Below are 24,210 nucleotides of genomic sequence, written 5' to 3' on the forward strand. Positions count from 1 at the left end.
CCGCTCACTTCTGCCCGAGGGCGTCGATGAGGACCTGCTGCGGCACAGCACCCACGGCGACCCGGCCGTCGGTGGTCACCAGCGCGGTGCCGACCTTGGTCGAGATCACGTACCCGGTACCGAACGGCCCGTTGACCTCCTTGCCGAGCCGCTTGAGCAGGCTCGTCACGTCGGCGGCCGCGCGCTCACCCGACTGCGGGATCTGCGCGGACAGCAGCGCCGCGGGCACCTGACCGGTGGCGACGGTGTCCCAGCCCTCGCCGACGATCTTGAGGTTGGCGGACTTGAACAGGCTCTCCTGGTCCGCCTTGGCGCCCTTGTCCTTGGCGGCCCCCTCGGTCACCTTGACGCCCGCGGGCGGGGTGAAGGTGAACAGCGCCGGGTCCTGCGCGCCGGTGCTGAACTCGGTGAACCCGATCCGCAGCGCGGGCTCGGACTGCCCGTTGGCCAGCACCTCCAGCCGCAGCGGCACCCTGGTCTGCGAGTCGATGGAGACCCGGACCTCGCGCAGCAGCGTGCGCTCGGTCGGCTTCGGGGTCAGCACCAGCTGGTACACCGGCCGGTCGGCGACGCGCGCCGTGCCGTCCACCGCGACGGTGCTGTCCTTCTTGATCAGCTCGACGACCTCGCGGGCCGCGGTGGCCGGGTCGGACAGCTTGTCCGCGGTGTCCTTGCCGTCCTTGTCCTCGCCGCCGGTGAACTTGGTGACCGAGCGGTTCGCCGAGTTCCACAGCCAGGTGGTGGTGCCGTCCTGCACGAAGGTGCGCTCGCCGCTGCCCTGCTTGAGCGAGATCCGGCCGCGGCCGTTGCCGTCGGTGTAGACCCGGGCGACGTTGTCCCCGGTCGCCTGCGGCAGGCCCGGGATGGGCAGGCCGATGTCGTTGCGCAGCTCGACCGCGCCAGCCAGCGCCGGGACGTCGGCCTGGATGACCGACTGCACCAGCGCCTCCGCGCTGACCGGCGGCAGCACCGGTGGGGTCTCGTCGGCCCCGGCCGGGCTCGCGATCAGGACCAGCCCGGCGACCCCCGCCGCCGTCCCCGCCGCCGCGACGGTCAGTGCCGTCCTCTTCCTGTCCATTGCTCTCTCCCTGTTCGGGTTGTCGTTCCCGCACCGAGAACACTGCGCCCTGGCCGCTGAGATGGAGCTGAGAGCGGCCACGCTGCTGAGAGTCGGCTGAGAGTCCGCGCCCCGCATGAGTCGATAGCGCCATGATGGCACTCGTGAAGCCTCGGGTGCTGGTGGTCGACGACGAGCTCGGTGTGCGCCGGGCGCTGCAGCGCGGGCTGACCGCCGAGGGAATGGACGTGGTCGTGGCCGCCGACGGGCCCAGTGCCCTGCGGGTGGCGCTGACCGGGGCCTTCGACGTGATCCTGCTCGACATCATGCTGCCCGGCCTGTCCGGGTACCGGGTGCTGGAGCGGCTGCGCGGCGAGGGCGTGCGCACCCCGGTGCTGCTGGTGTCGGCCAAGGACGGCGAGGTCGACCAGGCCGACGGGCTTGACCTGGGCGCGGACGGGTACCTGGTCAAGCCGTTCTCGTTCGTGGTGCTGGTCGCCCAGGTCCGCGCGGTGCTGCGCCGCGGGTCCGACGAGGGCGCCGGGCGGACGCTGCGGCTGGGCAAGCTGGAGGTCGACCGGGGGACGCGGCAGGTCCGCTTCGGCGGGGTGCCGGTGTCGCTGAGCCCGCGCGAGTTCGCCGTGCTGGACACGCTGGCAGGCCGGGCCGGGTCGGTGGTGACCAAGGACGAGCTGCTGCGCGCGGTGTGGGGCGACGAGCAGGCCGCGACCCGCAACGCGGTGGAGGTCTACGTCGGCTACCTGCGGCGCAAGCTGGACGCGGCGGGCGCGGACGGCATCGTGCGGACGGTCCGCGGCCACGGCTACCTGGCCTCGACCACCGACCTGGACGCCGCCATCGACCCGGCCGCCGCCCCACCGAGGTGATCGACTTCCTCTGGCGCCGCCGCTCGATGCGGTTGCGGGTCACCGCGGTCGCCACAGCGGTGACCCTGGCGGTGCTGATCGCGCTCGCGCTGCTGACCAGCCGCATGATCGGGCCCTTGTTGGTCCGGTCTGCTGATGATGAGCTCGCGCCTGTTCTATCGCTGGCTGTTGAGGCTGTCGCGGCGGGTAAGTCCCCCGCGGGGGGATCGCCCAACATCCACGTGCACGTTCTTGACACTGCCGGGGAGCCAGCTGATGGGCAGCCCGCGCCTGTGTTGTCTTACGCGGACGTGCGCGTCTTAAAGGCGAGCACGCCTGTCTTGAGGCTCACGGACACGCCGCCTACGCGCTGGCAGGGGACGGTCATTACGGCGCCGGATGGGTCCCAGCGTCTAGTGGTCGTTGGCACCGGATTGCCTGGTTACTCTGCCGCGCACGGTGGCGCTATCAGGTGGCTCTTGATCGCGGCGGTGATCGTCGCCGCTGCCGGTGCTCTTGCCACCTGGTTCGCGGTCAGTTCGGCGCTGCGACCTGTGCAAAGGATGCGCCTAGCGGCGACCCGGCTGGGCGCAGGCAAACGTTTGCCTCTACCGACGTCGCACGATGAGCTGCGTGCCTTGGCCGGGGCTTTGAACGACCTCTTGGCCCGCCGGGACGAGGCTGCCGACCGCCTGCGTCGGTTTACTGGGGATGCCGCCCACGAACTGCGCTCACCCGTCGCGTCGATCCGGGTCCAGGCAGAGGTGGCCGTCCGGCATCCTGACCCGGAGTTGTCTCAAGAGGTGCTGACTGAGGTCGTCCACGAGTCCGAGCGCCTATCGGCCTTGGTTGACGGCCTGCTGACCTTGGCTCGCTCGGACGCCGGTGAAGTACCCCCGGCCGAACCGGTAGACCTAACTGCGGCTGCCCAAGCTGCCGCCGCTCGTTGCCCCGACGACGGCCCAGAAGTTGTCGTCCACACCCCGACGGGCTTGTGTTGGGTCTGGGCAGCCCACAACGAGGTTGACCTGGTCTTGGACAACCTGCTGCGCAATGCCTGCCGCCACGCCAGCTCCCTGATAACGGTGACGGTGATAGCTGGCCCTACCGTCACCCGCCTGGCAATCGACGACGACGGCTCCGGCATACCTATAGAGCACAGGCAACGCGTGTTCGACAGGTTCTACCGAGTCCAAGACGACCGCGCCCGCAGTAGTGGAGGCACCGGTCTAGGACTCGCTCTGGTGGCCGAAGTCGTCCGACGACGCGGCGGGACCGTGCGCGTGTCGGAGTCTCCGGAAGGCGGCGCCCGATTCCTGGTGAGTTGGCGAACCACGTCGGTGTCGTAAGGATGACCGGCATGCGCGTAGTGGTGGGGACAGCGATCGTTGGCTCGCACGGCCTCTTGGCGCAAGAGCGCGCGTTTCCGCCTGAGGTGGCGGGGATGTGGGAGGTGCCGGGGGGACGGGTGGAGCCGGGGGAGACGGACGAAGAGGCCGTCCGCCGGGAGTGCATGGAGGAGTTGGGCGTGACGGTGGCCGTGGGGGAGAGGGTCGGCCCAGACGTGCCGTTGCGCGATGACTTGGTGCTGCGCGTCTATAGGGCGTCACTGGTCGACGGCGAACCCATCGCCCGCGAACACCGAACCTTGCGCTGGCTCACAGCGGCAGACCTACCGACCGTCGAGTGGCTTCCGGCGGATCGGGTACTGCTACCCGCCTTGCGTGCGCTGTTGCCGTAAGAGCTTGTCTGCCGTTAGGGAGGACGTGCCGCCGCGGTCGGCGCGCCCCGAACGACTCAGGCGGACAGCTCGACCTGGATGAGGTTGACCAAGGTCTCCAACGCGTCCCTGCTGAACCGCACGGTCAGGTCCTGCCCGGTGATCGTCTCGTTGAAGTGCACGTCGACGCCGTCGGTGTCGGTCTCGAGGCGGATGGGGCAGTCGGCGGTGATGGTGACGAAGGTGTCGACGATGACGGGACCCTGGCGCATGGTTTCTCCTGGTTGGTGGGGCCGAGATCGCGCTCCGGTGATACCTGGCTACGCTGCGGAGGCGACCTCGGTGGTGTGGGTTACATGTATCCCATAACCTAGGGGGTACATGCATCCTGAACTAGACGCCCGATCGGGTGTAGTTCCCCCCAGCGCAACGAGATGGTGGGATGGCTATAGCCGTGCCCACAACGACAGGAGAATCGATGGCGAAGGGCGCAGCCACCATGCCCCGAGTCTTCCTCGGCGTGGCCCTGGCCCAACTCCGCGCCGACGCGGGCATCTCCCTGGAGACCGCCGCCAAACACGTCGGCAAGTCCCGCCAACGCCTGATGAACCTCCTCGAGGGCCGCGCCACCTTCACGGCGGAGGAACTGCGCCACCTGGCCGAGTTCCTCGGCGCCACCGGCGACCGCCTGTCCGAGCTGGAAGCCCTCGGCGCCGAAGCCCGCAAGTCCCCCACCGGCGACCCCTACACCGACATCGGCCCTGAATCCTGGCGCCGGGTCGCGTATCTGGAAGCAGGCGCTACCTCGATTCAGGCCTACGAGAACGGTGTGTTCCCCGGTCTCGTGCAGAACAGCGAGTACATCACCGCGCAGACACGTGTGAACGACGGTGTCTGGCTCGATCCGATGGATGATCGCGCACGGGCCAGCGCTGTCGCGGCTCGGCTGGAGCGGCAGCGGCGAGTGCTTGAAGATCCCCGCACGAAGACGGTGAGCGTCTTCTTCAATGAAGACACATTCAACGCGGGCTTGGGCAGCAAGGAGATCATGTCCGCGCAGTGCGCGCACATGATCTCCTTGCTCGAGATGCATTCGAATCTGGAGATTCGCATCATCCCAAGTCCCAGTTGGGACAACCCTTTGACGAACAGCCTCATCTTGTTTGGTTTCGGAGAGTGGCTCCGACCGATCGGCTTCCAGTCTGTCCAGTATGGACCGTCGACATACCTGGACAAGGATGAAGACACCGCGCGCATGGCGCGCGCGTTCGATCGGCTGCGGGATCTCACGCTCAGCCGCGACGAGTCCCAGAAGCTGATCGCCGCGAAACAAGAAGGGTTTGGCAAACCATGAACGGTCCCCAAGACACCGGTTGGTTCAAGAGCAGCTTCAGCAACACTTCCAACGACAACTGCGTCGAGGTGCGCTTCATCGGAGGCGTCCCAGTAGCGGTCCGCGACTCCAAGAACCCCTCTGCAGGGCTGCACGCCACCTCGGCCGCCTGGGCACACCTAGTCCGGTCCGTCCGATGACCACCAAGTGGTTCAAGAGCAGCTTCAGCGGCGCTGCCAACGACAACTGCGTCGAAGTCCGCTTCACCGAGGGCCCTGTCGCCGTTCGCGACTCCAAGAACCCCTCCGCCACCCTCGCCATCCCCACCTGGCGCCAGTTCCTCTCCTCCCTCACCCGCTGACCCCTCGCCCGGGGGCGCCGACCCGCGCCCTCGGGCCTCCAGCCCACCCGACGTGGCATGCTCGGCGGTGTGGATTACACCGTGCCGCCATGGGTGTTGAGCTGGGACGAGGTTGATCCGGGTCGCCATCCCTTCGACGTCGGCCCGGTGCACGAGGTTGTCCGGGAGTTGGCCCCGGCTGTGCCCGCACCGCTTTCCGCCGAGGAGGAAGCGGCTCTCGACTGGTCGGAAGATCCGGGCTTGCTGTGGACAAACACCGTGACCGCGAGCCTGATGGATCGCTACGGTTCCTGGGCCATCGGGTGGAGTTGGGGCAAGGAAGAGAGCGACTACGGCGGTGGCCCGGTGGGTAGTTGGTGCTGCATGGCGGATTCCATCACCACCACCGAGGAAACCGTTGTCCGGGTGGCCGATTCGCTGATCGAGTGGCGCGGGTGGCTGGAAGAACTCGCCGAGTGCTTCGAGCGGTTCCCGTTGGCGGAACTCGTGGACCCCGAACGGTTCCAGGCATGGGAACGCGGCGCGGTCTGGTTGGTGCACCACGTGGTGGAGCGCACCGGCGCGGGTGACGCCTGGTACCGGCATTGCGCACAAGTGCTGACCTGGTTCCTGTCGCGCTGGGGCGTGTCCGGCGACGTCGCGGCGCAGATGGTCGAGCAGGCGATCGGCGGCCGGTTCGACAGTTGGGTCACGCCTGCCGACACCCTGGTGGACGACGTCGCCCGCCACATCGCCCGCGCCGCCACCAGTCCGTGATCGATCACCTGCGCATCTGGTGCCAGATCCGCGAACAGGTCCCCTGGCACGACATCCGCCACGGCCCCGGCTGGCCCCACACCCCCGTCCAACCGCGCCGCGACGGCCTGATCCACCGAATCACCACCGTCGACCACGCCCGTGACCCCGCACGGGCGCAACGACTCCTGGCCGCGTACGACCAATTCCGCGCCGATACCGCCAGACCCCTTGACTTCGGCCTTCTCGCCCAATGGCAAAAAACCGTCCTAGGTGTAGACCACGTGCCATTCCGCAGCGGCCCAGCATTCGCCAAGGCCGGTCGCGAGCACTACGGCCTCGACCCCGATACCCCGGCCCTCTTCGACCTCTGCCTGGCAGGCGCCGAAGATCCCACTCTCCCCATCGCATCCCGCGCCGCCCGCGCCTACCTGGACATCTGCTTCTTCCACCCCTTCCCCGACGGCAATGCCCGCTCAGCCCTCCTGGCCCTCACCTTCGTCCTGGCCAAGCACAACATCGTCCTCGACCAAGTAGGCCCCCTCACCCTCCAACGCCCCGCCAACGATCCCAACGGCGCCCACGGCCTAGCCACCCTCGTCGTCACCCTGATCGAAAACACCCAACGCCGCGCCGCTTCCGCCCTATAGCCGGACCCCACGGATCGGCGACTTAGCGCCACCCAACGCTCATCCACCTTCCATCGCGCACGCCCGCTGAGGCGAATTCACGAACTGGCGGAGGCTCCTAAGCTGACACTGTGTCCATCGCCGAGTCCGCACAGCGGTTGGCAAGGCTCGCCGCGTCAGTAGCGGATCTGCAGCGCTTCCTCAAGGACTGGCATCGTGGGTTGGACGCGGTGGATAGAGACATCGCAGCACTTCTAGGGCCGTCTTCGCGAACAGTGGACATCAATGCCGCACTCGGACGAGCCGAACGCTGCCTACAAGACCTGGACGCCGTACTCGATCAGGTCTCAGACAAGATCCGTGCTATTGCGGATCACCACCTCGGCAACCAAGGGACCAGTCCGGGCGCTGATAGGCACGACCTCCGTGCTGGCCTTCCTCCAGACTTACCGCGCACGAAGGACCGCGTGTGACGACGACCGTCCGCAAAGACACACGGGCGGTGGAGTGGGTCAGACGGACGAGTTCGCGAAGAGATCAGCGGATGGGACGACAAGTACCACGCGGCTGTCCGGTGGTTCAAGGATCAGCCGGGCGCGAGAGTTCCGATGTCAGCCGCCGACGTGGAGGTCAAAGTGGCTGTGCACATGCGCGACAACGCGATCAGCGAGGTGACGCTCGCGATCAACAACATTCCGTGTGTCGGTGAGTGGGGGTGCGACGCTTTGGTTCCTCGGATCCTGCCGCGTGGATACACTTTGACGATCCACGGATCTGGCGGATTTCATGCTGTGTATCGGGGGGAGGCGAGTCCATGACCGGGGCCAGGGTCTACTTCGAGGGGGATGATCCCCTCATCCTCCGCACCGCCGACGAGGTGACGGCGTTTCTCGACGTCGTCCAGGCGGGTTCACGAGAGCACGAGTTGCCGCTGTTCACCCAGTGGTACCTCGACGCCGACCCCGGGGCGGTTGAGTTCGGGGTCGGCGTCAATGGCGATCGCGGGGCTCTCACCTTCTCCGGTGGGAACTGGCCAGGCCTGTGGTTCAGCCAAGGCACTTCCTCGACGGAGGGCCTGCTCAGCTATGACTACATGGGTCACGAACGGCCGGTCCCGGCCTCCAGCGAGGTCCCCTTCGACGACGTCGGCCGGGCCGCGGTGGAGTTTCTCACCACCGGGGCCCGGCCGACGTGCGTGAAGTGGGTGGAGCTGGGGTGATCAGCGCTGGTCGCGGGCCTTGTCGCGGGAGCGCTGGCGGCCTCGGGTGGTGGCGTCCAGGATGACCTTGCGGACGCGGACGACCTCGGGGGCCACCTCGACGCACTCGTCGTTCGCGCAGAACTCGAGGGCCTCTTCCAGGCTGAGCTTGCGCGGCCGGGCCAGCGTCTCGAAGACGTCTGCCGAGGACGAGCGCATGTTGGTGAGCTTCTTCTCCTTGGTGACGTTCACGTCGAGGTCTTCGGCGCGGGGGTTCTCGCCCACGACCATGCCCTCGTAGACGTCAGCGCCCGGGTCGACGAAGAAGGTGCCGCGGTCGGCGAGCTGCAGCATCGCGTACGCGGTGGTCGGGCCCTGCCGGTCGGCGACCAGCGAGCCGGTGTGGCGGCTGCGGATCTCACCGGCCCACGGGAAGTAGCCCTCGAAGATGGCGTTGGCGATGCCGGTGCCGCGGGTCTCGGTGAGGAAGTCGGTGCGGAAGCCGATCAGGCCGCGCGACGGGACGACGTACTCGACCTTGATCCGGCCGCTGCCGTGCCCGCCCATGTGCTCCAGGCGGCCCTTGCGGCTGGCCAGCAGCTGCGTGATGGCACCGAGGTGCTCCTCGGGCGCGTCCACGGTCAGCCGCTCGAACGGCTCGCACAGCTTGCCGTCGATGGTGCGGGTGACGACCTCGGGCTTGCCGACGGTGAGCTCGAAGCCCTCGCGGCGCATCTGCTCGACCAGGATGGCCAGCGCCAGCTCACCGCGGCCCTGCACCTCCCAGGCGTCCGGGCGCTCGGTGGGCAGCACGCGCACGCTGACGTTGCCGACCAGCTCGGTGTCGAGCCGGGCCTTGACCACGCGCGCGGTGAGCTTGTTGCCGCCGTTGCGGCCAGCCAGCGGGGAGGTGTTGACCCCGATGGTCATCGAGATGGCGGGCTCGTCGACGGTCAGCCGGGGCAGCGCCACCGGGTTGTCCAGGTCGGCGAGGGTGTCGCCGATGGTGATCTCCGGGATGCCCGCGATGGCGACGAGCTCGCCAGCGGAGGCCTCCTCGGCGGGGACGCGGTCGAGCGCCTCGGTGACCAGCAGCTCGGTGATGCGGACGTTGGCGGTGGTGCCGTCCTCGCGCATCCAGGCCACGGTCTGGCCCTTGCGCAGCCGACCGGAGTGGATCCGGCACAGCGCGATGCGGCCGAGGAAGCTGGACGCGTCGAGGTTGGTGACCAGGGCGCGCAGCGGGCCTCCTGCGTCGGCCAGCGGTGCCGGGACCTTGTCCATCAGCAGGTCGAACAGCGGGTCGAGGTTCTCGCTGTCGGGCAGGCCGCCGTCCTCGGGCTGGTTCAGGCTGGCCATGCCCGCGCGGGCGGAGGCGTAGACGACCGGCAGGTCCAACACCGACTCGTCCACGTTGTCCAGCTCGGAGGCCAGCTCGAGCAGCAGGTCGTGGGTCTCCTCGACGATCTCGGCGATGCGCGCGTCGGGGCGGTCGACCTTGTTGACCACCAGCACGACCGGCAGGTTCGAGGCCAGCGCCTTGCGCAGCACGAACCGGGTCTGCGGCAGCGGGCCCTCGGAGGCGTCGACCAGCAGCAGGACACCGTCCACCATGGCCAGTCCGCGCTCGACCTCGCCGCCGAAGTCGGCGTGGCCGGGGGTGTCGACGACGTTGATCACGATCGGCCCGTCCGGCGTCTGGCGGCGCACGGCGGTGTTCTTGGCCAGGATCGTGATGCCCTTCTCCCGCTCCAACTCGCCGGAGTCCATGACCCGGTCGACGAGTTCGGCGCGCGCGGCGAAGGCGCCCGACTGGCGCAGCATGGCGTCGACCAGGGTCGTCTTGCCGTGGTCGACGTGCGCGACGATGGCGACGTTGCGCAGGTCGTTGCGGCGCAGGCCTGAGGTGGCCTGCTCGGCGGATGCGGTCGCTGTGGGCACGCGCGTGCTCCCGGTTCCTTGCTCTGGCGGTTGAGGGCGGCCCGGGCATGTGTCACGTGGCAGGGCGCCCGCGCAGCTGATGAGCTGCTGATGGCGTACACCAGGATACCCCGTGGGGTGGTGTGAGCAGCACCACGCACGGGATCAAGGAAGGTTAACCTAACCTCAGTTGCGGGATTTCGCCGGAGCGTTGGGGGTGTGACGTGGGCAAGAAGCAGCGCACGCCTGCCGAGGCGGTGCGGAAGCTGATGAAGTCGGGGAAGGTCAAGAAGAAGTGCTGCCAGTCGAAACCGCGCTGCTCCAAGTGCCCGGTGCTGGCGTTGAAACGATTGAAGGCGGCGTGACGGCTGCGCTACCGTTCGCCGTGATGAGCACTCGCAACGTCACCCTGTGGTGGGCCACCGACCGGCGGCCCTGACGTTGTGCACCCCACAGGCCGCCCACCCCCGGGCGGCCTAGCGGGTCCCGGGACGGGCGGCCCCGGCTTCGAGGAGCGAAGAGATGACCCGCCTGTCGGCGATCACCCCGTCCGGCCACGCCCACCTGGGCAACCACCTGGGCGCAATCCGCCGCTGGGCGCGCGAGGGCAGCCCCGGTGACCTGTACTTCGTCAGCGACCTGCACGCGATGACCGTCTCCTACAACCCGTCACGGCTGCGCAAGCTGTCCCGGGAGTTGCTGGCCGTGCTGCTGGCCGCCGGGATCAAGCCGGACCGGGTGTTCGTGCAGTCCGACCTGGTGCGCGAGCTGGGGGCGCTGAGCTGGGTCCTGGAGTGCACCTGCTCCTTCGGCGAGGCCGCCCGGATGACCCAGTTCAAGCAGAGGGCCGACGGTCAGGGCACCGTCCGCCTTGGCCTCTTGACCTACCCGGTGCTGATGGCAGCGGACATCCTGCTGCAGGGCGCGACGGAGGTGCCGGTAGGGCAAGACCAGACGCAGCACGTGGAGTTGGCCCGAAGTTTGGCCCGCCGATTCAACACGACCTTCGGCGAGGTGTTCGTCGTACCGCGCGCGGTGATGGCACCGACCGCCGCGCGTGTGATGGATCTATCAGACCCCACGCGGAAGATGTCCAAGTCCACTCAGGACAACGCCGGAGTGGTGTTCCTGTTGGACGAGCCGGATCTAGTGCGGCGCAAGGTTATGCGGGCAGTTACCGACAACGAGAACCGGTTGGAGTACCGCCCTACCACCCAACCCGGACTCGCAAACCTGCTTGAGATCCTGGCGACATGCGTTGGCCGGTCGCCTATTGAGGTGGCGGACGAATACTCGTCGTACGGCGAGCTGAAGGAAGCCGTCGCCGAGGCGGTCGTCGAGGAACTGTCCCCGTTGCGCTCGTCGGCGCTAGAACTGCTCGAAGACGTGACAGGCCTGGACGCGATCCGGGCGGCGGGTGCTGAACGGGCTCGCGAGCGGGGTCAGCACGTGTTGGAGTCGGCGCTGAGGATGGCCGGACTTAGCGGGTGACTTAGCGGGTAACGAACGCAACGGAGATCACACGGAACCTGCCCCCGGGCCCGTGCGTCATCCGGTTGGCTGCATAACCGGTGGCGTGGCGGGTCTGGGAGCATGGATCATCCGGGGTCGCCTGGGGGAGGAGTGTTCGTGCGGGCTAGGGGAGCGCGGTGGGTGGCCGTGTTGGCCGCCGCGGTGTGCGCTGGGGCCTGCACCAACGCGCCGCCGCCCCCGCTGGTGACCACCGAGGTCGCCCGGACCCAGACGACCAAGCTGCCGACGCCCAACGAGGCCGTTGTCGGGGTCGACAGCGTCGCCGGGGGGTACAACCCGCACAAGCTCGCCGACCAGTCTGCGATCACCACAGCCCTATCGCAGGTACTCCTGCCGTCGGTGTTCCGGCCCGGACCCGATGGCACCCCCACGCTCGACCGCACGCTCATGGTCTCCGCCGAGGTCACCAGTGCCGAGCCGTACACGGTCACTTACCGGCTGCGAGCTGAAGCCGCCTGGTCAGATTCCGCGCCTATCGCTGCCGAGGACTTCGTCTACCTGTGGGAGCAGCTTCGCGAAGAACCCGGGGTGCTCGACAGCGCCGGGTACCAGCTGATCTCCAACATCTCCGCTCGGGACGCGGGCCGGATCGTCGAGGTCACCTTCTCCAAGCCCTACCCGGGCTGGCGCGGGCTGTTCACCAACCTGCTGCCCGCTCACCTGCTTAAAGACATCCCCGGCGGTTGGGCCAACGTGCTCCGGGAGAACTTCCCGGTCACCGGTGGCCCCTTCTCCGTCCGCGGCATCGACCGCGACCGCGGCGAGGTAGTCCTAGAGCGCAACGACCGCTACTGGTCCACCCCGGTCCCGCTGGACCGCGTCATCCTCCGCCGCGCGGACTCCGATGGCATCGCCTCCGCTCTCAAGTCCGGGCACGACCAACTGGCCCTGACAGCGCCAGACGCCGACGAGCTCGCAGCATTCACCAGCCTGGGACTTACCGTCACCAGCTCCACGGTCCCGCGCACGGCAGTTGCCACTGTCCTGCTCCGGCCGGTCGGTGCCGCCATGGCTGACCAGCGCATCCGTTCCGCGGTGATAGCCCTGACCGACCGCGAAGCCCTCATCAAGGCAGGCACGGGCGGCGGCCCTGGCTCCACCTTCGCCGCGAACGCCCAGGTCCTGGCCCCGAGCTCCAAGGGGTACGCGCCGACCGGCACAGCACCCACCAAGCCCGACGTCACGCTGGCCGAGGGGATGCTCGCCCAAGCCGGGTACACCAAGCTCAACGGCAGCTGGGCTCTCGGCGACACCCCTCTTAACCTGGTCATCGCCGCTCCCGCCGGTAGGTCTGCCTACCTCGACATCGCCCGTGAGCTCCAGCGCCAGCTGTCCGCGGGTGGGGTCCAGTCCCGACTGGTCACACCCGAGGCCGCCGACCTGTTCACCAACCTGCTCGCCCCGCAGCCGTCCACCACAGCCGCGCCGGTCGAGCAGGTGGACCTCGTAGTGGCCCCTCAGCCGACCACAGGCGACCCCGTGACCGTCCTGGCGACCCGCTTCGGCTGCGGCCCGGTCCAGGCGGGCAGCGTGGCTGTGGCGGCCAACCCGACCGGCTTCTGCGACCAGACCGTCCAAGAGGTCATCGACAAGGCGATCACCGGCGCGATCTCGCTCCAGGAGGCCCTCACGGCGGTCGAACCGACGCTGTGGAGCCGGGCCGTGGCGCTGCCGCTGTACCAAGAAGCCGACTCGCTGGTGGTTCGGCGCGAGATGTCCGGAGTGTCCGCCGGACCGCCCGGCGCGGGTCCCTTCGCGACCGCCCCTCAGTGGCAACGACCCTCGGGGTGACTCAGACCACTCTCCGTCATGAGAGGACACCACTGGGTACCTACTGGTAACGGTCGCGTTGCACACTGCCGGTTGCCGGTCACCCTTTGGTCACGATCGACGCGCCACAGGTGACCTCAGTGACCGTTCATTCCTAGCGTGCCCACCTAGTGCGCTGCCCAACGGTCGTTGGGCGCGCGATGGGTTACGGGTGCGACCCGGCCGGACCGGCTGCGGGCGGCCCTGTGCTAGGAGGGCACGTGTCAACTAAGAGAAGCTCACTGACGGCGTTCGCGGCGATTGTCAGCGCCTCGCTCGTCCTGAGCGCGTGTGGCGGCGGCAGCAGCGACAACGGCGGCAGCACCGGGGCGCAGGAGCCGACCGGCGACATCGCCTCGATGGCGATCGCCAAGGGCGAGTCCGGCGACGAGTACACCTCGCCGGAGGTCCCGCAGTCGACGGACACCTTCGTCGTGTCGACCGACAACCCGTACACCGCGTACAACAACTCGGCCGCCGACGCGAACAACTCGTACAACACGTTCGCGTTGGCCCAGGTCATCTCGGGCGCCTACAAGCTCGACGGCAACAACAAGGTCCTGCTGAACAAGGACGTGATGGAGGGCGTCGAGCTCACCAGCAAGTCCCCGCAGGTCGTCACCTGGAAGATCAAGCCGGGCGTCACCTGGTCCGACGGCGAGGCCTGGGACTGCGACGACTTCTACCTCGCGTGGCTGTCCTCGACCGGCAAGTCCAAGGGCGCCGACGGCAAGGACATCTTCACCTCGGCGAACACCACCGGCTACGAGCTCATCGACAAGGTCGAGTGCCCGAAGCCGACCGAGGTCGTCACCACCTTCGGCACCAGCTACCCGGACTACAAGGGCCTGTTCGGCATCTCGCTGGACATCATGCCCGCGCACATCCTGGAGAAGGAGACCGGCGTCGCCGACGTCACCAAGCTGACGCCGACCGGCGGCGACCAGGCCGCGCTGGCCAAGGTGGCCGAGTTCTGGAAGACCAAGTGGAACGGCTTCGACGCCAAGCTGATGCCCGCCTCCGGCGCGTACCAGATCACCGCGTTCGAGCAGAACAACTCGGTCACCCTGGAGCGCAACCCCAAGTGGATCGGCAAGCCCGGCGGCCCCGCGAAGATCGTCCTGCGCGGCATCTCCGACCAGGTCGCCCAGGCCCAGGCGCTGGAGAACGGCGAGGTCGCGGTCAACTCGATGGCCCAGCCCGACGCCAATGCCGCTGAGCGGCTGCGCGGCCTGTCCTCGCAGGGTGTGCGCTTCGGTGCCTCCAACGGCCTGTCCTTCGAGCACATGGACCTCAACTTCAAGAACAAGTGGTTCGCCGACCAGGCCGTCCGCAAGGCGTTCATGCAGTGCGTGAACCGCGACGAGCTGGCCGAGAAGCTGATCCGCCCGGTGCTCGAGAACGCCAAGCCGCTCGGCTCGCTGGTCTTCTTCCAGGCTGAAGAGGGCTACACCGACAACTACGCGCAGTACAAGGGCGACGCGGCCGCGGCCAAGTCCACCCTCGAGGGCGCGGGCTACACCATCGGTGGCGACGGCTACGCCACCAAGGGCGGCGAGAAGGTGTCGATCAAGATCAGCCACACCGACATCCCGCGGCGCAAGCAGACCGTCGAGCTGATCCAGTCCCAGTGCAAGCCCGCTGGCCTGGAGATCATCGACGACACCGACCCGAACTTCCTCGACACCCGGGTCAGCCAGGGCGACTACGACGTGGCGCTGTTCGCCTGGTCGGCCGCGCCGTTCAAGTCCAGCCAGAAGGCGATCTACGAGACCGGCGGTGGCCAGAACTGGTCGAACTACGCCAACTCCAAGGTCGACGCGGCGTACAAGGACGCGAGCAGCAACCTCGACGAGGCCGCTTCGCGCAAGGCCTTCCAGGAGGCCGACCGCCTGATGGCCGAGGACAACTACTCGCTGCCGCTCTACCAGCTCCCGAACATGTGGGCCTTCAAGGGCATCGACAAGGTCTACTTCCAGTCGTACAACGGCGCTCTCTGGAACGCCAACGAGTGGGTCAAGACCTCGTAGTCGATTCTCCTGCCGCCCCCAGGCGGCGCTATCTGGTCGACGAAGTCCGAGGGGCCGGACCACCAGTCCGGCCCCTCGGCCTTGGGTACCTGACCTGGTCGGGCGCACACTGACGCAGGCAGGGACAACCAGCGCCGCCCACCGGCCGCCTGGACCCCACCGAGGAGCTCTCGTGATTCGCTACATCATCCGTCGGCTGCTGATCTCCGTCCCCATCCTGGCCATCGGCAGCCTCCTCGCCTTCTTCCTCGTCGCCGCCGCGGGCAACCCGGTCGCCGAGCTGAAGGCCAAGCCGGGCGTCACCGCCCAGCAGATCCGCGACCTCGAGTCCAGTCTCGGCCTCGACCAGCCGATCATCGTCCGGTACTGGAAGTGGCTGCTGGACTTCCTGCAGGGCGACTGGGGCAAGAGCATCGCGCTCGGCCAGGCCAAGGTGGACATCTTCGACTCCGTGATGCGGGCGCTGTGGATCACCGCCCGGCTGGTCATCGGCGCGGAGATCCTGGCCATCGTGCTCGGCGTCTCGGTCGGCGTGCTCGCCGCCGTGAAGCAGTACTCGATCTTCGACTACCTCGCCACCTCCAGCGCCTTCCTGATGTTCTCGATGCCCATCGTCTGCGTGGCGGTGATCCTCAAGACCTACGGGATCAAGTTCAACAACCTGCTGGAGAGCATGGGCCTCGACCGCTGGTTGAGCACCGTCAGCCCGGCCGCAGGCGGGTTCAAGGGGTCCTTCGGCGAGGTGATCTTCCAGTACACCGGCACCTACCTGCTGCCGACGCTGAGCCTCACCCTGATCAGCTTCGCCGCCTACAGCCGCTTCCAGCGCGCGTCGATGCTCGAGACGCTGAACTCCGACTACGTGCGCACCGCGCGGGCGAAGGGGATCTCGCAACGGCGGGTGATCTTCCGGCACGCGTTCCGCAACGCGCTCATCCCGGTCAGCACGCTGTTCTCCATCAACTCGGCCGCGCTGTTCTCCGGGGCGATCATCACCGAGACCGTGTTCGGGTGGAAGGGCATGGGCAACCTCTTGGTCCAGTCCATCCGCACCTTCGACCCCTACATGCTGATGGGCTGGCTGATGGTCACCGCCTCGCTGGTCATCGTGTTCAACCTGGTTGCCGACATCATGTACGGCATCCTCGACCCGAGGATCCGCCTTGCCTAGCGACCCCACCCTCAACCCGCTCGGCCCGACGAGCCTGCCGCCAGCCGGTGGCGCCACCGTGGCCACCGCCAGCGAGTTCGACGCCACCAAGGCGCGCAAGCAGAGCACCCTGATCATCCGCCGCTTCTTCCGCCACCGCCTCGCCGTGGCCGCGCTGGTGGTCTTCCTGCTGATCTGCGCGATCGGCTTCCTCGGCCCGCTGTTCTGGACCATCTCGGTCGAGGACACCAGCAGCCGCGGCTACCTGCCGCCCAGCGCGGCGCACCCGCTCGGCACCATCCAGACCGGCAAGGACATGCTGGCCCAGCTGATCATCGGCACCCGGCTCTCGGTGCAGATCGCGCTGGTCGTGGCCTTCGGGTCCACCCTGCTCGGGGTGCTGCTCGGCGCGCTCGCTGGCTACCTGCGCGGCGCGGTGGACAGCGCCATCAGCCGGTTCGTCGACCTGATGCTGATCATCCCGCAGATCGCCGTCGCCGCGATCCTGGTCCGCGCGCTGAGCGGCTCCTGGTACACCGTGGCCTTCATCCTCGCCGCGTTCGGCTGGATGACCGTCGCCCGCATCACCCGGGGCGAGACGCTGTCGCTGGCCCAGCGCGAGTTCGTCGAGGCGGCCCGCGCCGCGGGCGCCAAGACCCGGTGGATCATCTTCCGGCACCTGGTGCCCAACATGATCGGCACGATCACGGTCAACACCACGCTCGCCGTGGCCAGCGCCGTGCTGTCGGAGGCCGCGCTGTCGTTCATCGGCCTCGGCGTGCAGCCGCCGGACACCTCGCTCGGGCTGATCATCAACGAGAACTACTCGCAGATCACCAACCGCCCCTGGCTGTTCTGGGGCCCGTTCGTGATCATCGTGCTGCTCTCGCTCGCGGTGAACTTCATCGGCGACGGCCTGCGCGACGCGTTCGACCCCCGGCAGACGAAGGTGCGTGCCTGATGACCGGACTGCTGCACGGCAACCACCACGACGCCGCCAGGACCGACACCGTGCTCTCGGTGCAGAACCTGTCGGTCACCTTCCCCACCGACGACGGCGACGTCCGCGCGGTGCGCGACGTCTCCTACCAGCTGCGCCCGCGCGAGGTGCTCGGCATCGTCGGCGAGTCCGGTTCGGGCAAGTCGGTGTCCTCCATGGCCGTCATGGGCCTGCTGCCCGGCAGCGCCAAGGTCACCGGGTCCATCCGCTACCGCGACCGCGAGCTGGTCGGACTGTCCTACAAGGACATGCAGAGCGTGCGCAACAACGGCGTCGCGATGATCTTCCAGGACCCGATGACCTCGCTCAACCCGGTGTACACCATCGGTTGGCAGCTGGCCGAGGCGTACCGGGCGCACCACTCGGTGTCCAAGAAGGCCGCTTGGGCCAAGGCGATCGAGGCGCTGGAACTGGTCGGCATCCCGCAGCCGGACCGGCGCGCGGCGCAGTACCCGCACGAGTTCTCCGGCGGCATGCGCCAGCGCGTGGTGATCGCCATGGCGATCATCAACGACCCGGACGTGATCATCGCCGACGAGCCGACCACCGCGCTCGACGTCACCGTGCAGGCGCAGATCCTGGAGACCCTGCTGCGGCTGCGCGACGAGGTGAACGCGGGGATCATCATGATCACCCACGACCTCGGCGTCGTGGCGGGCATGGTGGACCGGGTCCAGGTCATGTACGGCGGGACGGTCGTGGAGTCCGGCCCGGTCGAGGAGGTCTTCGACCGCCCCCGGATGCCCTACACCGTCGGCCTGCTCGGCTCGCTGCCCAACCCGGCGCGGCTGGGCCAGCGGCTCACCCCGATCACCGGGACGCCGCCGTCGCTGATCAACCTGCCGCGCGGCTGCGCCTTCTCGCCGCGCTGCCCGCTGGTCATCGACGCCTGCCGCACCGAGGAACCGCCGCTGCTGGGCACCGAACGCGGTGACCACACCACCCGCTGCCACCGCTGGCAGCACCTCGCCTCGCTGCACCGGCCGAGGGCGCTGTTCGAGCACGAGGAGATCGGGGTGATCGAGAACCCGGCCGCGCTCGTCGAGGCCGATCCCGGACTCCCGGTAGCCGAAGAGGCGCACACGGTGGAACTGCGGCTGCCGCACGAAGGGCCCCACTCATGACGAACACCGAGGCAGCCCCGGGCAGGCACGCCGCCCGCGAGGCGGACGTCCCCCTGCTGCGGGTGGACAAGCTGGTCAAGTCGTTCCCGGTGCGCGGTGGTGGGATCATCCCGCGCACGGTCGGTCAGGTACAGGCGGTCTCCGAGGTCAGCTTCGAGTTGAACCGCGGCGAGACGCTGGGCCTGGTCGGCGAGTCCGGGTGCGGCAAGTCGACGACCGGGCGGGCCATCCTGCAGCTGCACAAGCCGACCTCGGGGTCGGTGCGGTTCGAGGGCCGCGAGCTGACCACGCTCACGCCAGCGCAGATGCGGCCGCTGCGGCGCGACCTGCAGATCGTGTTCCAGGACCCGTACGCCTCGCTCGACCCGCGCTGGCAGGTCAACGACGTGGTCGCCGAACCGCTGCGCATCCACGGCGTCGGCACGGCCAAGACGATCCAGAAGCGGGTCGACGAGCTGCTGGAGCTGGTCGGGCTCAACCCCGAGCACCGCAACCGCTACCCGCACGAGTTCTCCGGCGGGCAGCGGCAGCGCATCGGCATCGCCAGGGCGCTGGCGCTGGACCCGAAGCTGATCGTGCTCGACGAGCCGGTGTCCGCGCTTGACGTGTCGGTGCAGGCTGGTGTGGTCAACCTGCTGGAGGAGCTGCAGCAGCGACTCGGCCTGGCGTACCTGTTCGTCGCGCACGACCTGTCGGTGGTGCGGCACATCTCGCACCGGGTCGCCGTGATGTACCTGGGCAAGATCGTGGAGATCGGCGACCGGGAGTCGATCTACGCCCGGCCGACGCACCCGTACACCCAGGCGCTGCTGTCCGCGGTACCCGTACCGGACCCGCGGCAGGAGCGGCAGCGTCAACGGATCGTTCTTACCGGCGATGTGCCCAGCCCGGTTTCACCGCCGTCGGGCTGCCGGTTCCGCACACGGTGCTGGAAGGCGCAAGAGGTGTGCGCGGTCGAGGAGCCGCCGTTGGTGCGCCACGGCGCGACTTTTTCGGCGTGCCACTTCGCTGAGGAACGCAGCGTCCTGCCGTAGTAGGGTGCTGCCGCCGGGGCCTCTGCCCCGCGACGGTCGTACGGTGCCGGTGCGCGGCGAGTCCGACGCACCGGCACCGCCCTACCCTTAGGCTGAACCCGATGCTGACAGCGCCACCCCGACTTCTGCTCGTCCACGCCCACCCGGACGACGAGAGCCTGTGGACCGGCGGGACCATCGCCCGCTACGCCGCTGCCGGGGTCCAGGTCACCCTGGTCACCTGCACGCTCGGCGAGGAGGGTGAGGTCATCCCCGCCTCCCTGGCGCAGCTGGGCCCGGAGGCCGCCGACCAGCTCGGCGGGTACCGGGTCGGCGAACTGCGCGCCGCTTGCGCCGCGCTCGGCGTCTCCGATCACCGGTACCTGGGCGGCATGGGCCGGTGGCGCGACTCGGGTATGGCGGGAGTTGGCGCTAACAGTCACCCCAGGGCTTTCGCGGGTGGTGACGTTGCCGAGCAGGTCGCCGCTCTTACCGCGATTCTGCAAGACGTTCGCCCGCAGGTCGTTGTCACCTATGGGCCTGACGGCGGCTATGGCCACCCGGACCACATCCGTGCCCACGAGATCACCGCTGCCGCTGTGGCCGAGGTGCCAGAAGTCGCGCGGTTGTACTACGCGGTCGTCTCTAAGCGGGCCATCGAAGACGGGGTCACCACGCTCGGCGGGGTTGCCGAGCTGCCGTGGCGCCTGCCTGCTGCCGGTGAACTGCCGGTCGTGGACGACGCGGAGATCACCACCTCGGTGTTCATCGGGGACCACGTGCCGTCCAAGCTCCGCGCACTGCGCGCGCACGCGACCCAGGTGACCGTGTGGCAGGGCCAGGACGGCACACACGCTTACGCGCTGTCGAACGGCATCGCGCAGCCGGTCGTCGACCACGAGTACTACGTGTTGGCAGGCGGGACTGCCGACACCATCGAGTCGGACGTGTTCGGCGGGCTCGCCCCGGTCGAACACGTTGGCGCGGACCGGTGACCCTAGGCGAACGCTTTCGCTACTGCGGGCTGCTCGCCCTAAGCGTGGTGTTCGGCGTGTTCGAACTGTTCTTCCTACCGTTGCGTCTGGACGGTCGGGTGTTGCCGGACCTCTGGGCGCTGCCGTTCCCCATCACCGTTGTCCTGGCCGCGTTTACCATGCCGTGGCTGGTGGTACGGGCAAGTCGGATCAAGGCCAAGGCCGCGGTGGCAGGTGGGCCGCTCTACATCTGGCTCGCCATGTTGCTGGCGTTCATCGTGGTCGCCCCCGGTGGTGACTCGATCGTCATCGCCGATTGGCGGACGCTCCTGCTGCTGGCAGCGGGCGCGTTCCCCGCGACGGTCAAGATCGGTGACGTACTCGCCCGCACGACGAGGGAAGCCCATGAGCGAGCTGATCACTGACAAGCACGTCGTGTCGGTGTTGCGGCCCTTCGTGCGCGCCACGACCCCGATGCTCGGCGCGCTGCGCGACGCCGACCCGCTCGGCCTGGTCCGGCGGGTGCTGGGGTCGCGCGCCGAGCACGAGGCCGCGGTCGAGTTGGCGAAGGTCGATCGCACCGTGGTGAAGGGCCTGGAGAGCGTCAAGGTCCCCGGTACCGCCGCCTGGCACGCGATGTCGGTGGCCGAACGCGACGACTGGTGGGTCAACCGGGTCGGCAGGTTCACCGTGCTGATGGCCGCGATCCCCGGGATCGGCGGCGCCCTGGCGGACCGGCTGCCGATCCAGGACACGCTCGCGACCGCGGGCCAGGGGCTCGTGCTGTCCGCGCTGGCGGTCGAGCACGGCGCCGCGGACACCGGGACCAGGGTCCGGTTGATCGGGCACGTGCTGTTCGAGCGCGACATCGACCCGGTGCTGGCCAGCGGCGAGGGCGATCTGCTCACCGACGAGCAGGAGGACGCCGCCACCGCCGAGATGACCGCGGACCTGGACGAGTCCCAGCGCGCCCACGGCAAGATCACGCCCAAGGCGGCGGCCAAGACGCTGTGGCGCTTCGGTCGCACGCTGTGGGCGCTGGGGGACGAACTGGACAAACGCCCGCAGGGCCGCTTCTACCACAAGGCGATGGGCATGCTGCCGGTTGTGGGGATGGCGGGGGACTACCTGGGGGAGCGGAGCGCCCTGAAGCGGGCGGCCAAGAAGGGCCGCGAGTGGCTGGACACCGCGTCTAGCTAGCCGGGACCCAGTACTTGTAGCGATGCGACTCGCGGTAGCCCTGCCGCTCGTAGAGAGCCCAAGCCGACTCGTTGTCGGTGGCTACCTGGAGCACCCGTCCTCGTGCGCCAGCTGCCCATCGGTCTAGACCTGCGAGGAGCTCGGTAGCGATGCCTTGCCTCCGGTAGTCCTGACGGACCTCGACGACGGCTATGTGCAGCCAGTCATCAACGACACATCCCCGAGCTACTCCCACTATCTGGTCGTCCCTGTGAACAGCGGCAAAACCAACCTTCGGACCTCTTGTCAGCACGTGCCGCTGTGCCTCGGTAGCGCTGCCGCCGACAGCTAGCTCCAGCCAGCCCTCCGGTGGCTCAGTGTCCACGTTGGCGGTTGCGGGGCCAGTCCCTAGCGGACTGTGCAGAACGGCCGACTCGGCACCTTTGGGGTGGGCCAGGTTCACCGACCACCCCTGCTCGGCCAGCTCGCGTTCCCACCGCGAGCCGACCACGACCTGCACGTACGGCCGGATTCCGTGTTCTTCGGCAAAGGAAACGACGTGGCCGAGAGCGCTCGCAGTGGGCATCCCGGGGTCACCGCAGGCCAGCGCGCTGTTAGCCCTACCGGTGTAGCCGTTGGCCGCGCGCAAACGCCATTCCCCAAGCCTCCGCGTGACCAGGGGCGGCCACGCGTCGGCGCAAACGGACTCCAATGTCGCCACCGTGCTCACCCCGCGAGTCTGGCCCCTATCGGCCCGTATAGGTGTGTGAGCTAGGCAGCACCGGGTGCATGCGCTCACAGCGGGCGAGAGATACTGTCGGCTGTCGCGCATCCTCCCGAATGCGCGCGCTACACCATGAAGGAGCAGGAGAGCGCAGTGACCTACGTGATCGCCGAGCCCTGCGTCGACATCCTCGACAAGGCGTGCATCGAGGAGTGCCCGGTCGACTGCATTTACGAGGGCGACCGGATGCTCTACATCCACCCCGACGAGTGCGTGGACTGCGGCGCCTGCGAGCCGGTGTGCCCGGTGGAGGCCATCTACTACGAGGACGACGTCCCCGACCAGTGGTCCACCTACACGAAGGCCAACGTCGACTTCTTCAACGACCTCGGCTCGCCGGGTGGTGCCTCCAAGGCGGGCAAGGTCAGCGCCGACCCCGACTGGATCAAGGCCCTGGAGCCCAGGGGCGAGTGAACTTCCCCGACCTGCCGGACTTCCCCTGGGACGTCCTGGCCGACCACGCCGCCCGGGCCAGGACGCACCCGGACGGCGTGGTCGACCTCTCGATGGGCACGCCGGTGGACCCGGTACCGCCCCTCATCCAGGCCGCTCTCGCCACCGCCGCCGAGCTGCCCGGGTACCCCACCACCCACGGCATCCCGGAGCTGCGGGCGGCCGCTGTGGCCGCGCTGGAGCGCAGGCACGGTGTGGTCGGGCTGGACCAGGACGCGGTCCTGCCCACCATCGGCTCCAAGGAGCTCGTCGCCCTGCTGCCGACCCTGCTGGGCGTGCGGTCGCTGGTGATCCCCGAGCTGGCCTACCCGACCTACGAGGTGGGCGCCCGGCTGGCGGGCGCGACCTACACCCGCACCGACGGCCTGACAGCCCTCGGCCCGGCGGCCCCTGGCCTGATCTGGCTCAACTCGCCCTCGAACCCCACGGGCCGAGTCCTCCCGGTCGAGCACCTCCGCAAGGTCGTCGCCTGGGCCAGGGAACGCGGCACCATCGTCGTCTCCGACGAGTGCTACCTCCCCCTGGGCTGGGAAACCACCCCCACCTCCGTCCTGCACCCCTCCGTCTCCGACGGCGACTTCACCAACATCCTGGCCGTCCACTCCCTGTCGAAGTCCTCAAGCCTGGCCGGCTACCGAGCGGGCTTCATCACCGGCGACCCCGCCCTGGTCCGGGGACTGCTGGAGGTCCGCAAACACGCGGGCCTCATCGTCCCCCGCCCGGTCCAAGCCGCCATGACAGCCGCCCTCTCCGACGACACCCACGTGGCCGCCCAAAAGGCCCTCTTCGCCGCCCGCCGCGCCCAACTCCGCCCAGCCCTGGAAGCGGCGGGTTTCCGGATCGACCACTCCGAGGCAGGCCTGTACCTCTGGGCCACCCGCTCAGAGCCCGCCTGGACCACCACGGAGTGGCTAGCGGCCCGAGGAATCCTCGTAGCCCCCGGCACTTTCTACGGCCCCACCGGCGCCGAACACGTCCGCATAGCCCTAACCGCCACAGACGAACGCATAGCCGCCGCCACCTCCCGCCTCACCTAGCCCCACCAGCGCCGCTCAGACACCCTCACCCCGAACACAGCTTGCGGAGCCCCACCACAGCCCGGCCCAGCCCCGTCGGCTCGGTTAAGCCAGCTCCGCCCGGCCTAGTCCAGCCCGGCTCGGCCAGCCCAGCCCAGCCCAGCCCGGCCCGGCCCGGCCCGGCCCGGCCCGGCCAGCCCGGCTCGGCCAGCCCAGCCCAGCTCCGCCCCGCCCGGCCCGGCCAGCCCAGCCCAGCTCCGCCCCGCCCGGCCCGGCCAGCCCGGCTTCTCGGTTCGTCCAGGTCCTGCTGAGCCCGCGCAGCCCGC

At 68.8% G+C, this 24,210-nt stretch carries 26 protein-coding genes and 1 pseudogene; 23 read left to right on the plus strand and 4 right to left on the minus strand.

Annotated features, from left to right (window positions below; genetic code table 11):
- Positions 1-4: 4 nt before the first annotated feature.
- A complete protein-coding gene (locus LV75_RS28900; protein WP_253890508.1) occupies positions 5-1,078 on the minus strand; it encodes a LolA family protein in 1,074 nt (357 codons plus the stop codon).
- 131 nt (positions 1,079-1,209) lie between these two features.
- Between LV75_RS28900 and LV75_RS28905 the strand changes: the two genes are divergently transcribed.
- From LV75_RS28905 to LV75_RS28915, 3 genes are read left to right on the plus strand one after another with little or no spacing between them, the layout of a single operon-like run.
- Positions 1,210-1,944: a response regulator transcription factor gene (locus LV75_RS28905; protein ID WP_253890509.1), complete on the plus strand. Its 735-nt coding sequence runs from the start codon at positions 1,210-1,212 to the stop codon at positions 1,942-1,944.
- A gap of 26 nt (positions 1,945-1,970) precedes the next feature.
- On the plus strand, positions 1,971-3,272 hold the full coding sequence (locus LV75_RS28910) for a sensor histidine kinase (protein ID WP_253890669.1): 1,302 nt from the start codon (positions 1,971-1,973) through the stop codon (positions 3,270-3,272).
- 11 nt (positions 3,273-3,283) lie between these two features.
- Complete coding sequence (locus LV75_RS28915) at positions 3,284-3,664, plus strand: (deoxy)nucleoside triphosphate pyrophosphohydrolase (RefSeq protein ID WP_253890510.1); 381 nt, start codon at positions 3,284-3,286, stop codon at positions 3,662-3,664.
- A gap of 56 nt (positions 3,665-3,720) precedes the next feature.
- Here the strand turns inward: LV75_RS28915 and LV75_RS28920 are convergent, their stop codons facing one another.
- Entirely contained in the window at positions 3,721-3,915 is a 195-nt protein-coding gene (locus LV75_RS28920) for a hypothetical protein (protein WP_253890511.1), read from the minus strand.
- 206 nt (positions 3,916-4,121) lie between these two features.
- On the opposite strand from LV75_RS28920, the gene LV75_RS28925 reads away from it, so the two are divergent.
- The 7 genes and pseudogenes from LV75_RS28925 (at position 4,122) to LV75_RS28950 (ending at position 7,920) form a co-directional block, all read left to right on the plus strand.
- The gene (locus LV75_RS28925) at positions 4,122-4,997 is read left to right on the plus strand and encodes a Scr1 family TA system antitoxin-like transcriptional regulator (protein WP_253890512.1); all 876 of its coding nucleotides are present in this window, start codon (positions 4,122-4,124) and stop codon (positions 4,995-4,997) included.
- A complete protein-coding gene (locus tag LV75_RS28930; protein ID WP_253890513.1) occupies positions 4,994-5,176 on the plus strand; it encodes a DUF397 domain-containing protein in 183 nt (60 codons plus the stop codon). Before LV75_RS28925 ends, LV75_RS28930 begins: the two co-directional genes overlap by 4 nt.
- Positions 5,173-5,337, plus strand: a complete 165-nt coding sequence (locus LV75_RS28935) for a DUF397 domain-containing protein (protein WP_253890514.1) — start codon at positions 5,173-5,175, stop codon at positions 5,335-5,337. Before LV75_RS28930 ends, LV75_RS28935 begins: the two co-directional genes overlap by 4 nt.
- 69 nt (positions 5,338-5,406) lie before the next feature.
- Positions 5,407-6,093: a hypothetical protein gene (locus tag LV75_RS28940; RefSeq protein ID WP_253890515.1), complete on the plus strand. Its 687-nt coding sequence runs from the start codon at positions 5,407-5,409 to the stop codon at positions 6,091-6,093.
- Entirely contained in the window at positions 6,090-6,722 is a 633-nt protein-coding gene (locus LV75_RS28945) for a Fic family protein (protein WP_253890516.1), read from the plus strand. Before LV75_RS28940 ends, LV75_RS28945 begins: the two co-directional genes overlap by 4 nt.
- 476 nt (positions 6,723-7,198) lie before the next feature.
- A pseudogene (locus tag LV75_RS35965) lies at positions 7,199-7,519 on the plus strand (DddA-like double-stranded DNA deaminase toxin); the annotation flags it as partial.
- On the plus strand, positions 7,516-7,920 hold the full coding sequence (locus tag LV75_RS28950) for an Imm1 family immunity protein (protein ID WP_253890517.1): 405 nt from the start codon (positions 7,516-7,518) through the stop codon (positions 7,918-7,920). The pseudogene LV75_RS35965 and the gene LV75_RS28950, both read left to right, overlap by 4 nt.
- Here the strand turns inward: LV75_RS28950 and typA are convergent, their stop codons facing one another.
- On the minus strand, positions 7,921-9,840 hold the full coding sequence (gene typA / locus LV75_RS28955; protein WP_253890518.1) for a translational GTPase TypA: 1,920 nt from the start codon (positions 9,838-9,840) through the stop codon (positions 7,921-7,923).
- Positions 9,841-10,043: 203 nt separating this feature from the next.
- Between typA and LV75_RS28960 the strand changes: the two genes are divergently transcribed.
- From LV75_RS28960 to LV75_RS29010, 11 genes are all read left to right on the plus strand, one after another.
- Positions 10,044-10,184, plus strand: a complete 141-nt coding sequence (locus LV75_RS28960; protein ID WP_253890519.1) for a hypothetical protein — start codon at positions 10,044-10,046, stop codon at positions 10,182-10,184.
- Between the two features lie 157 nt (positions 10,185-10,341).
- The gene (trpS, locus tag LV75_RS28965) at positions 10,342-11,310 is read left to right on the plus strand and encodes a tryptophan--tRNA ligase (protein WP_253890520.1); all 969 of its coding nucleotides are present in this window, start codon (positions 10,342-10,344) and stop codon (positions 11,308-11,310) included.
- A gap of 138 nt (positions 11,311-11,448) precedes the next feature.
- Positions 11,449-13,143 (plus strand): ABC transporter family substrate-binding protein, encoded by a 1,695-nt coding sequence (locus tag LV75_RS28970; protein WP_253890521.1) that lies wholly within the window; start codon positions 11,449-11,451, stop codon positions 13,141-13,143.
- Positions 13,144-13,382: 239 nt separating this feature from the next.
- Complete coding sequence (locus tag LV75_RS28975) at positions 13,383-15,191, plus strand: ABC transporter family substrate-binding protein (protein WP_253890522.1); 1,809 nt, start codon at positions 13,383-13,385, stop codon at positions 15,189-15,191.
- A gap of 172 nt (positions 15,192-15,363) precedes the next feature.
- The gene (locus LV75_RS28980) at positions 15,364-16,362 is read left to right on the plus strand and encodes an ABC transporter permease (RefSeq protein ID WP_253890523.1); all 999 of its coding nucleotides are present in this window, start codon (positions 15,364-15,366) and stop codon (positions 16,360-16,362) included.
- A gap of 58 nt (positions 16,363-16,420) precedes the next feature.
- The gene (locus LV75_RS28985; protein ID WP_253890670.1) at positions 16,421-17,302 is read left to right on the plus strand and encodes an ABC transporter permease; all 882 of its coding nucleotides are present in this window, start codon (positions 16,421-16,423) and stop codon (positions 17,300-17,302) included.
- On the plus strand, positions 17,302-18,465 hold the full coding sequence (locus tag LV75_RS28990) for an ABC transporter ATP-binding protein (RefSeq protein WP_253890524.1): 1,164 nt from the start codon (positions 17,302-17,304) through the stop codon (positions 18,463-18,465). Before LV75_RS28985 ends, LV75_RS28990 begins: the two co-directional genes overlap by 1 nt.
- The gene (locus tag LV75_RS28995; protein WP_253890525.1) at positions 18,462-19,499 is read left to right on the plus strand and encodes an ABC transporter ATP-binding protein; all 1,038 of its coding nucleotides are present in this window, start codon (positions 18,462-18,464) and stop codon (positions 19,497-19,499) included. Before LV75_RS28990 ends, LV75_RS28995 begins: the two co-directional genes overlap by 4 nt.
- Positions 19,500-19,600: 101 nt before the next feature.
- A complete protein-coding gene (gene mshB, locus LV75_RS29000; RefSeq protein WP_253890526.1) occupies positions 19,601-20,473 on the plus strand; it encodes an N-acetyl-1-D-myo-inositol-2-amino-2-deoxy-alpha-D-glucopyranoside deacetylase in 873 nt (290 codons plus the stop codon).
- Complete coding sequence (locus LV75_RS29005; protein ID WP_253890527.1) at positions 20,470-20,877, plus strand: hypothetical protein; 408 nt, start codon at positions 20,470-20,472, stop codon at positions 20,875-20,877. The genes mshB and LV75_RS29005 overlap by 4 nt, the downstream gene beginning before the upstream one ends.
- Positions 20,858-21,652 (plus strand): hypothetical protein, encoded by a 795-nt coding sequence (locus tag LV75_RS29010; RefSeq protein WP_253890528.1) that lies wholly within the window; start codon positions 20,858-20,860, stop codon positions 21,650-21,652. The genes LV75_RS29005 and LV75_RS29010 overlap by 20 nt, the downstream gene beginning before the upstream one ends.
- Here the strand turns inward: LV75_RS29010 and LV75_RS29015 are convergent.
- The gene (locus LV75_RS29015; protein WP_253890529.1) at positions 21,645-22,361 is read right to left on the minus strand and encodes a GNAT family N-acetyltransferase; all 717 of its coding nucleotides are present in this window, start codon (positions 22,359-22,361) and stop codon (positions 21,645-21,647) included. The two genes, LV75_RS29010 and LV75_RS29015, sit on opposite strands and share 8 nt — an antisense overlap.
- A gap of 147 nt (positions 22,362-22,508) precedes the next feature.
- Between LV75_RS29015 and fdxA the strand changes: the two genes are divergently transcribed.
- Positions 22,509-22,829, plus strand: coding sequence for a ferredoxin (gene fdxA, locus LV75_RS29020; protein ID WP_204450510.1), 321 nt, complete (start codon positions 22,509-22,511; stop codon positions 22,827-22,829).
- Positions 22,826-23,905, plus strand: a complete 1,080-nt coding sequence (gene dapC, locus LV75_RS29025) for a succinyldiaminopimelate transaminase (protein WP_253890530.1) — start codon at positions 22,826-22,828, stop codon at positions 23,903-23,905. Before fdxA ends, dapC begins: the two co-directional genes overlap by 4 nt.
- Positions 23,906-24,210: the final 305 nt, after the last annotated feature.

The organism is Actinokineospora diospyrosa, assembly GCF_024171925.1.
Taxonomy (GTDB): domain Bacteria; phylum Actinomycetota; class Actinomycetes; order Mycobacteriales; family Pseudonocardiaceae; genus Actinokineospora; species Actinokineospora diospyrosa.

What these genes read in the sequence shown, in the direction of transcription:
- LV75_RS28900 (WP_253890508.1), bottom strand. Translation starts at nt 1,078, where the DNA reads ATGGACAGGAAGAGGACGGCACTGACCGTCGCGGCGGCGGGGACGGCG.
- LV75_RS28905 (WP_253890509.1), top strand. Translation starts at nt 1,210, where the DNA reads ATGATGGCACTCGTGAAGCCTCGGGTGCTGGTGGTCGACGACGAGCTC.
- LV75_RS28910 (WP_253890669.1), top strand. Translation starts at nt 1,971, where the DNA reads ATGCGGTTGCGGGTCACCGCGGTCGCCACAGCGGTGACCCTGGCGGTG.
- LV75_RS28915 (WP_253890510.1), top strand. Translation starts at nt 3,284, where the DNA reads ATGCGCGTAGTGGTGGGGACAGCGATCGTTGGCTCGCACGGCCTCTTG.
- LV75_RS28920 (WP_253890511.1), bottom strand. Translation starts at nt 3,915, where the DNA reads ATGCGCCAGGGTCCCGTCATCGTCGACACCTTCGTCACCATCACCGCC.
- LV75_RS28925 (WP_253890512.1), top strand. Translation starts at nt 4,122, where the DNA reads ATGGCGAAGGGCGCAGCCACCATGCCCCGAGTCTTCCTCGGCGTGGCC.
- LV75_RS28930 (WP_253890513.1), top strand. Translation starts at nt 4,994, where the DNA reads ATGAACGGTCCCCAAGACACCGGTTGGTTCAAGAGCAGCTTCAGCAAC.
- LV75_RS28935 (WP_253890514.1), top strand. Translation starts at nt 5,173, where the DNA reads ATGACCACCAAGTGGTTCAAGAGCAGCTTCAGCGGCGCTGCCAACGAC.
- LV75_RS28950 (WP_253890517.1), top strand. Translation starts at nt 7,516, where the DNA reads ATGACCGGGGCCAGGGTCTACTTCGAGGGGGATGATCCCCTCATCCTC.
- trpS (WP_253890520.1), top strand. Translation starts at nt 10,342, where the DNA reads ATGACCCGCCTGTCGGCGATCACCCCGTCCGGCCACGCCCACCTGGGC.
- LV75_RS28990 (WP_253890524.1), top strand. Translation starts at nt 17,302, where the DNA reads ATGACCGGACTGCTGCACGGCAACCACCACGACGCCGCCAGGACCGAC.
- LV75_RS28995 (WP_253890525.1), top strand. Translation starts at nt 18,462, where the DNA reads ATGACGAACACCGAGGCAGCCCCGGGCAGGCACGCCGCCCGCGAGGCG.
- mshB (WP_253890526.1), top strand. Translation starts at nt 19,601, where the DNA reads ATGCTGACAGCGCCACCCCGACTTCTGCTCGTCCACGCCCACCCGGAC.
- LV75_RS29010 (WP_253890528.1), top strand. Translation starts at nt 20,858, where the DNA reads ATGAGCGAGCTGATCACTGACAAGCACGTCGTGTCGGTGTTGCGGCCC.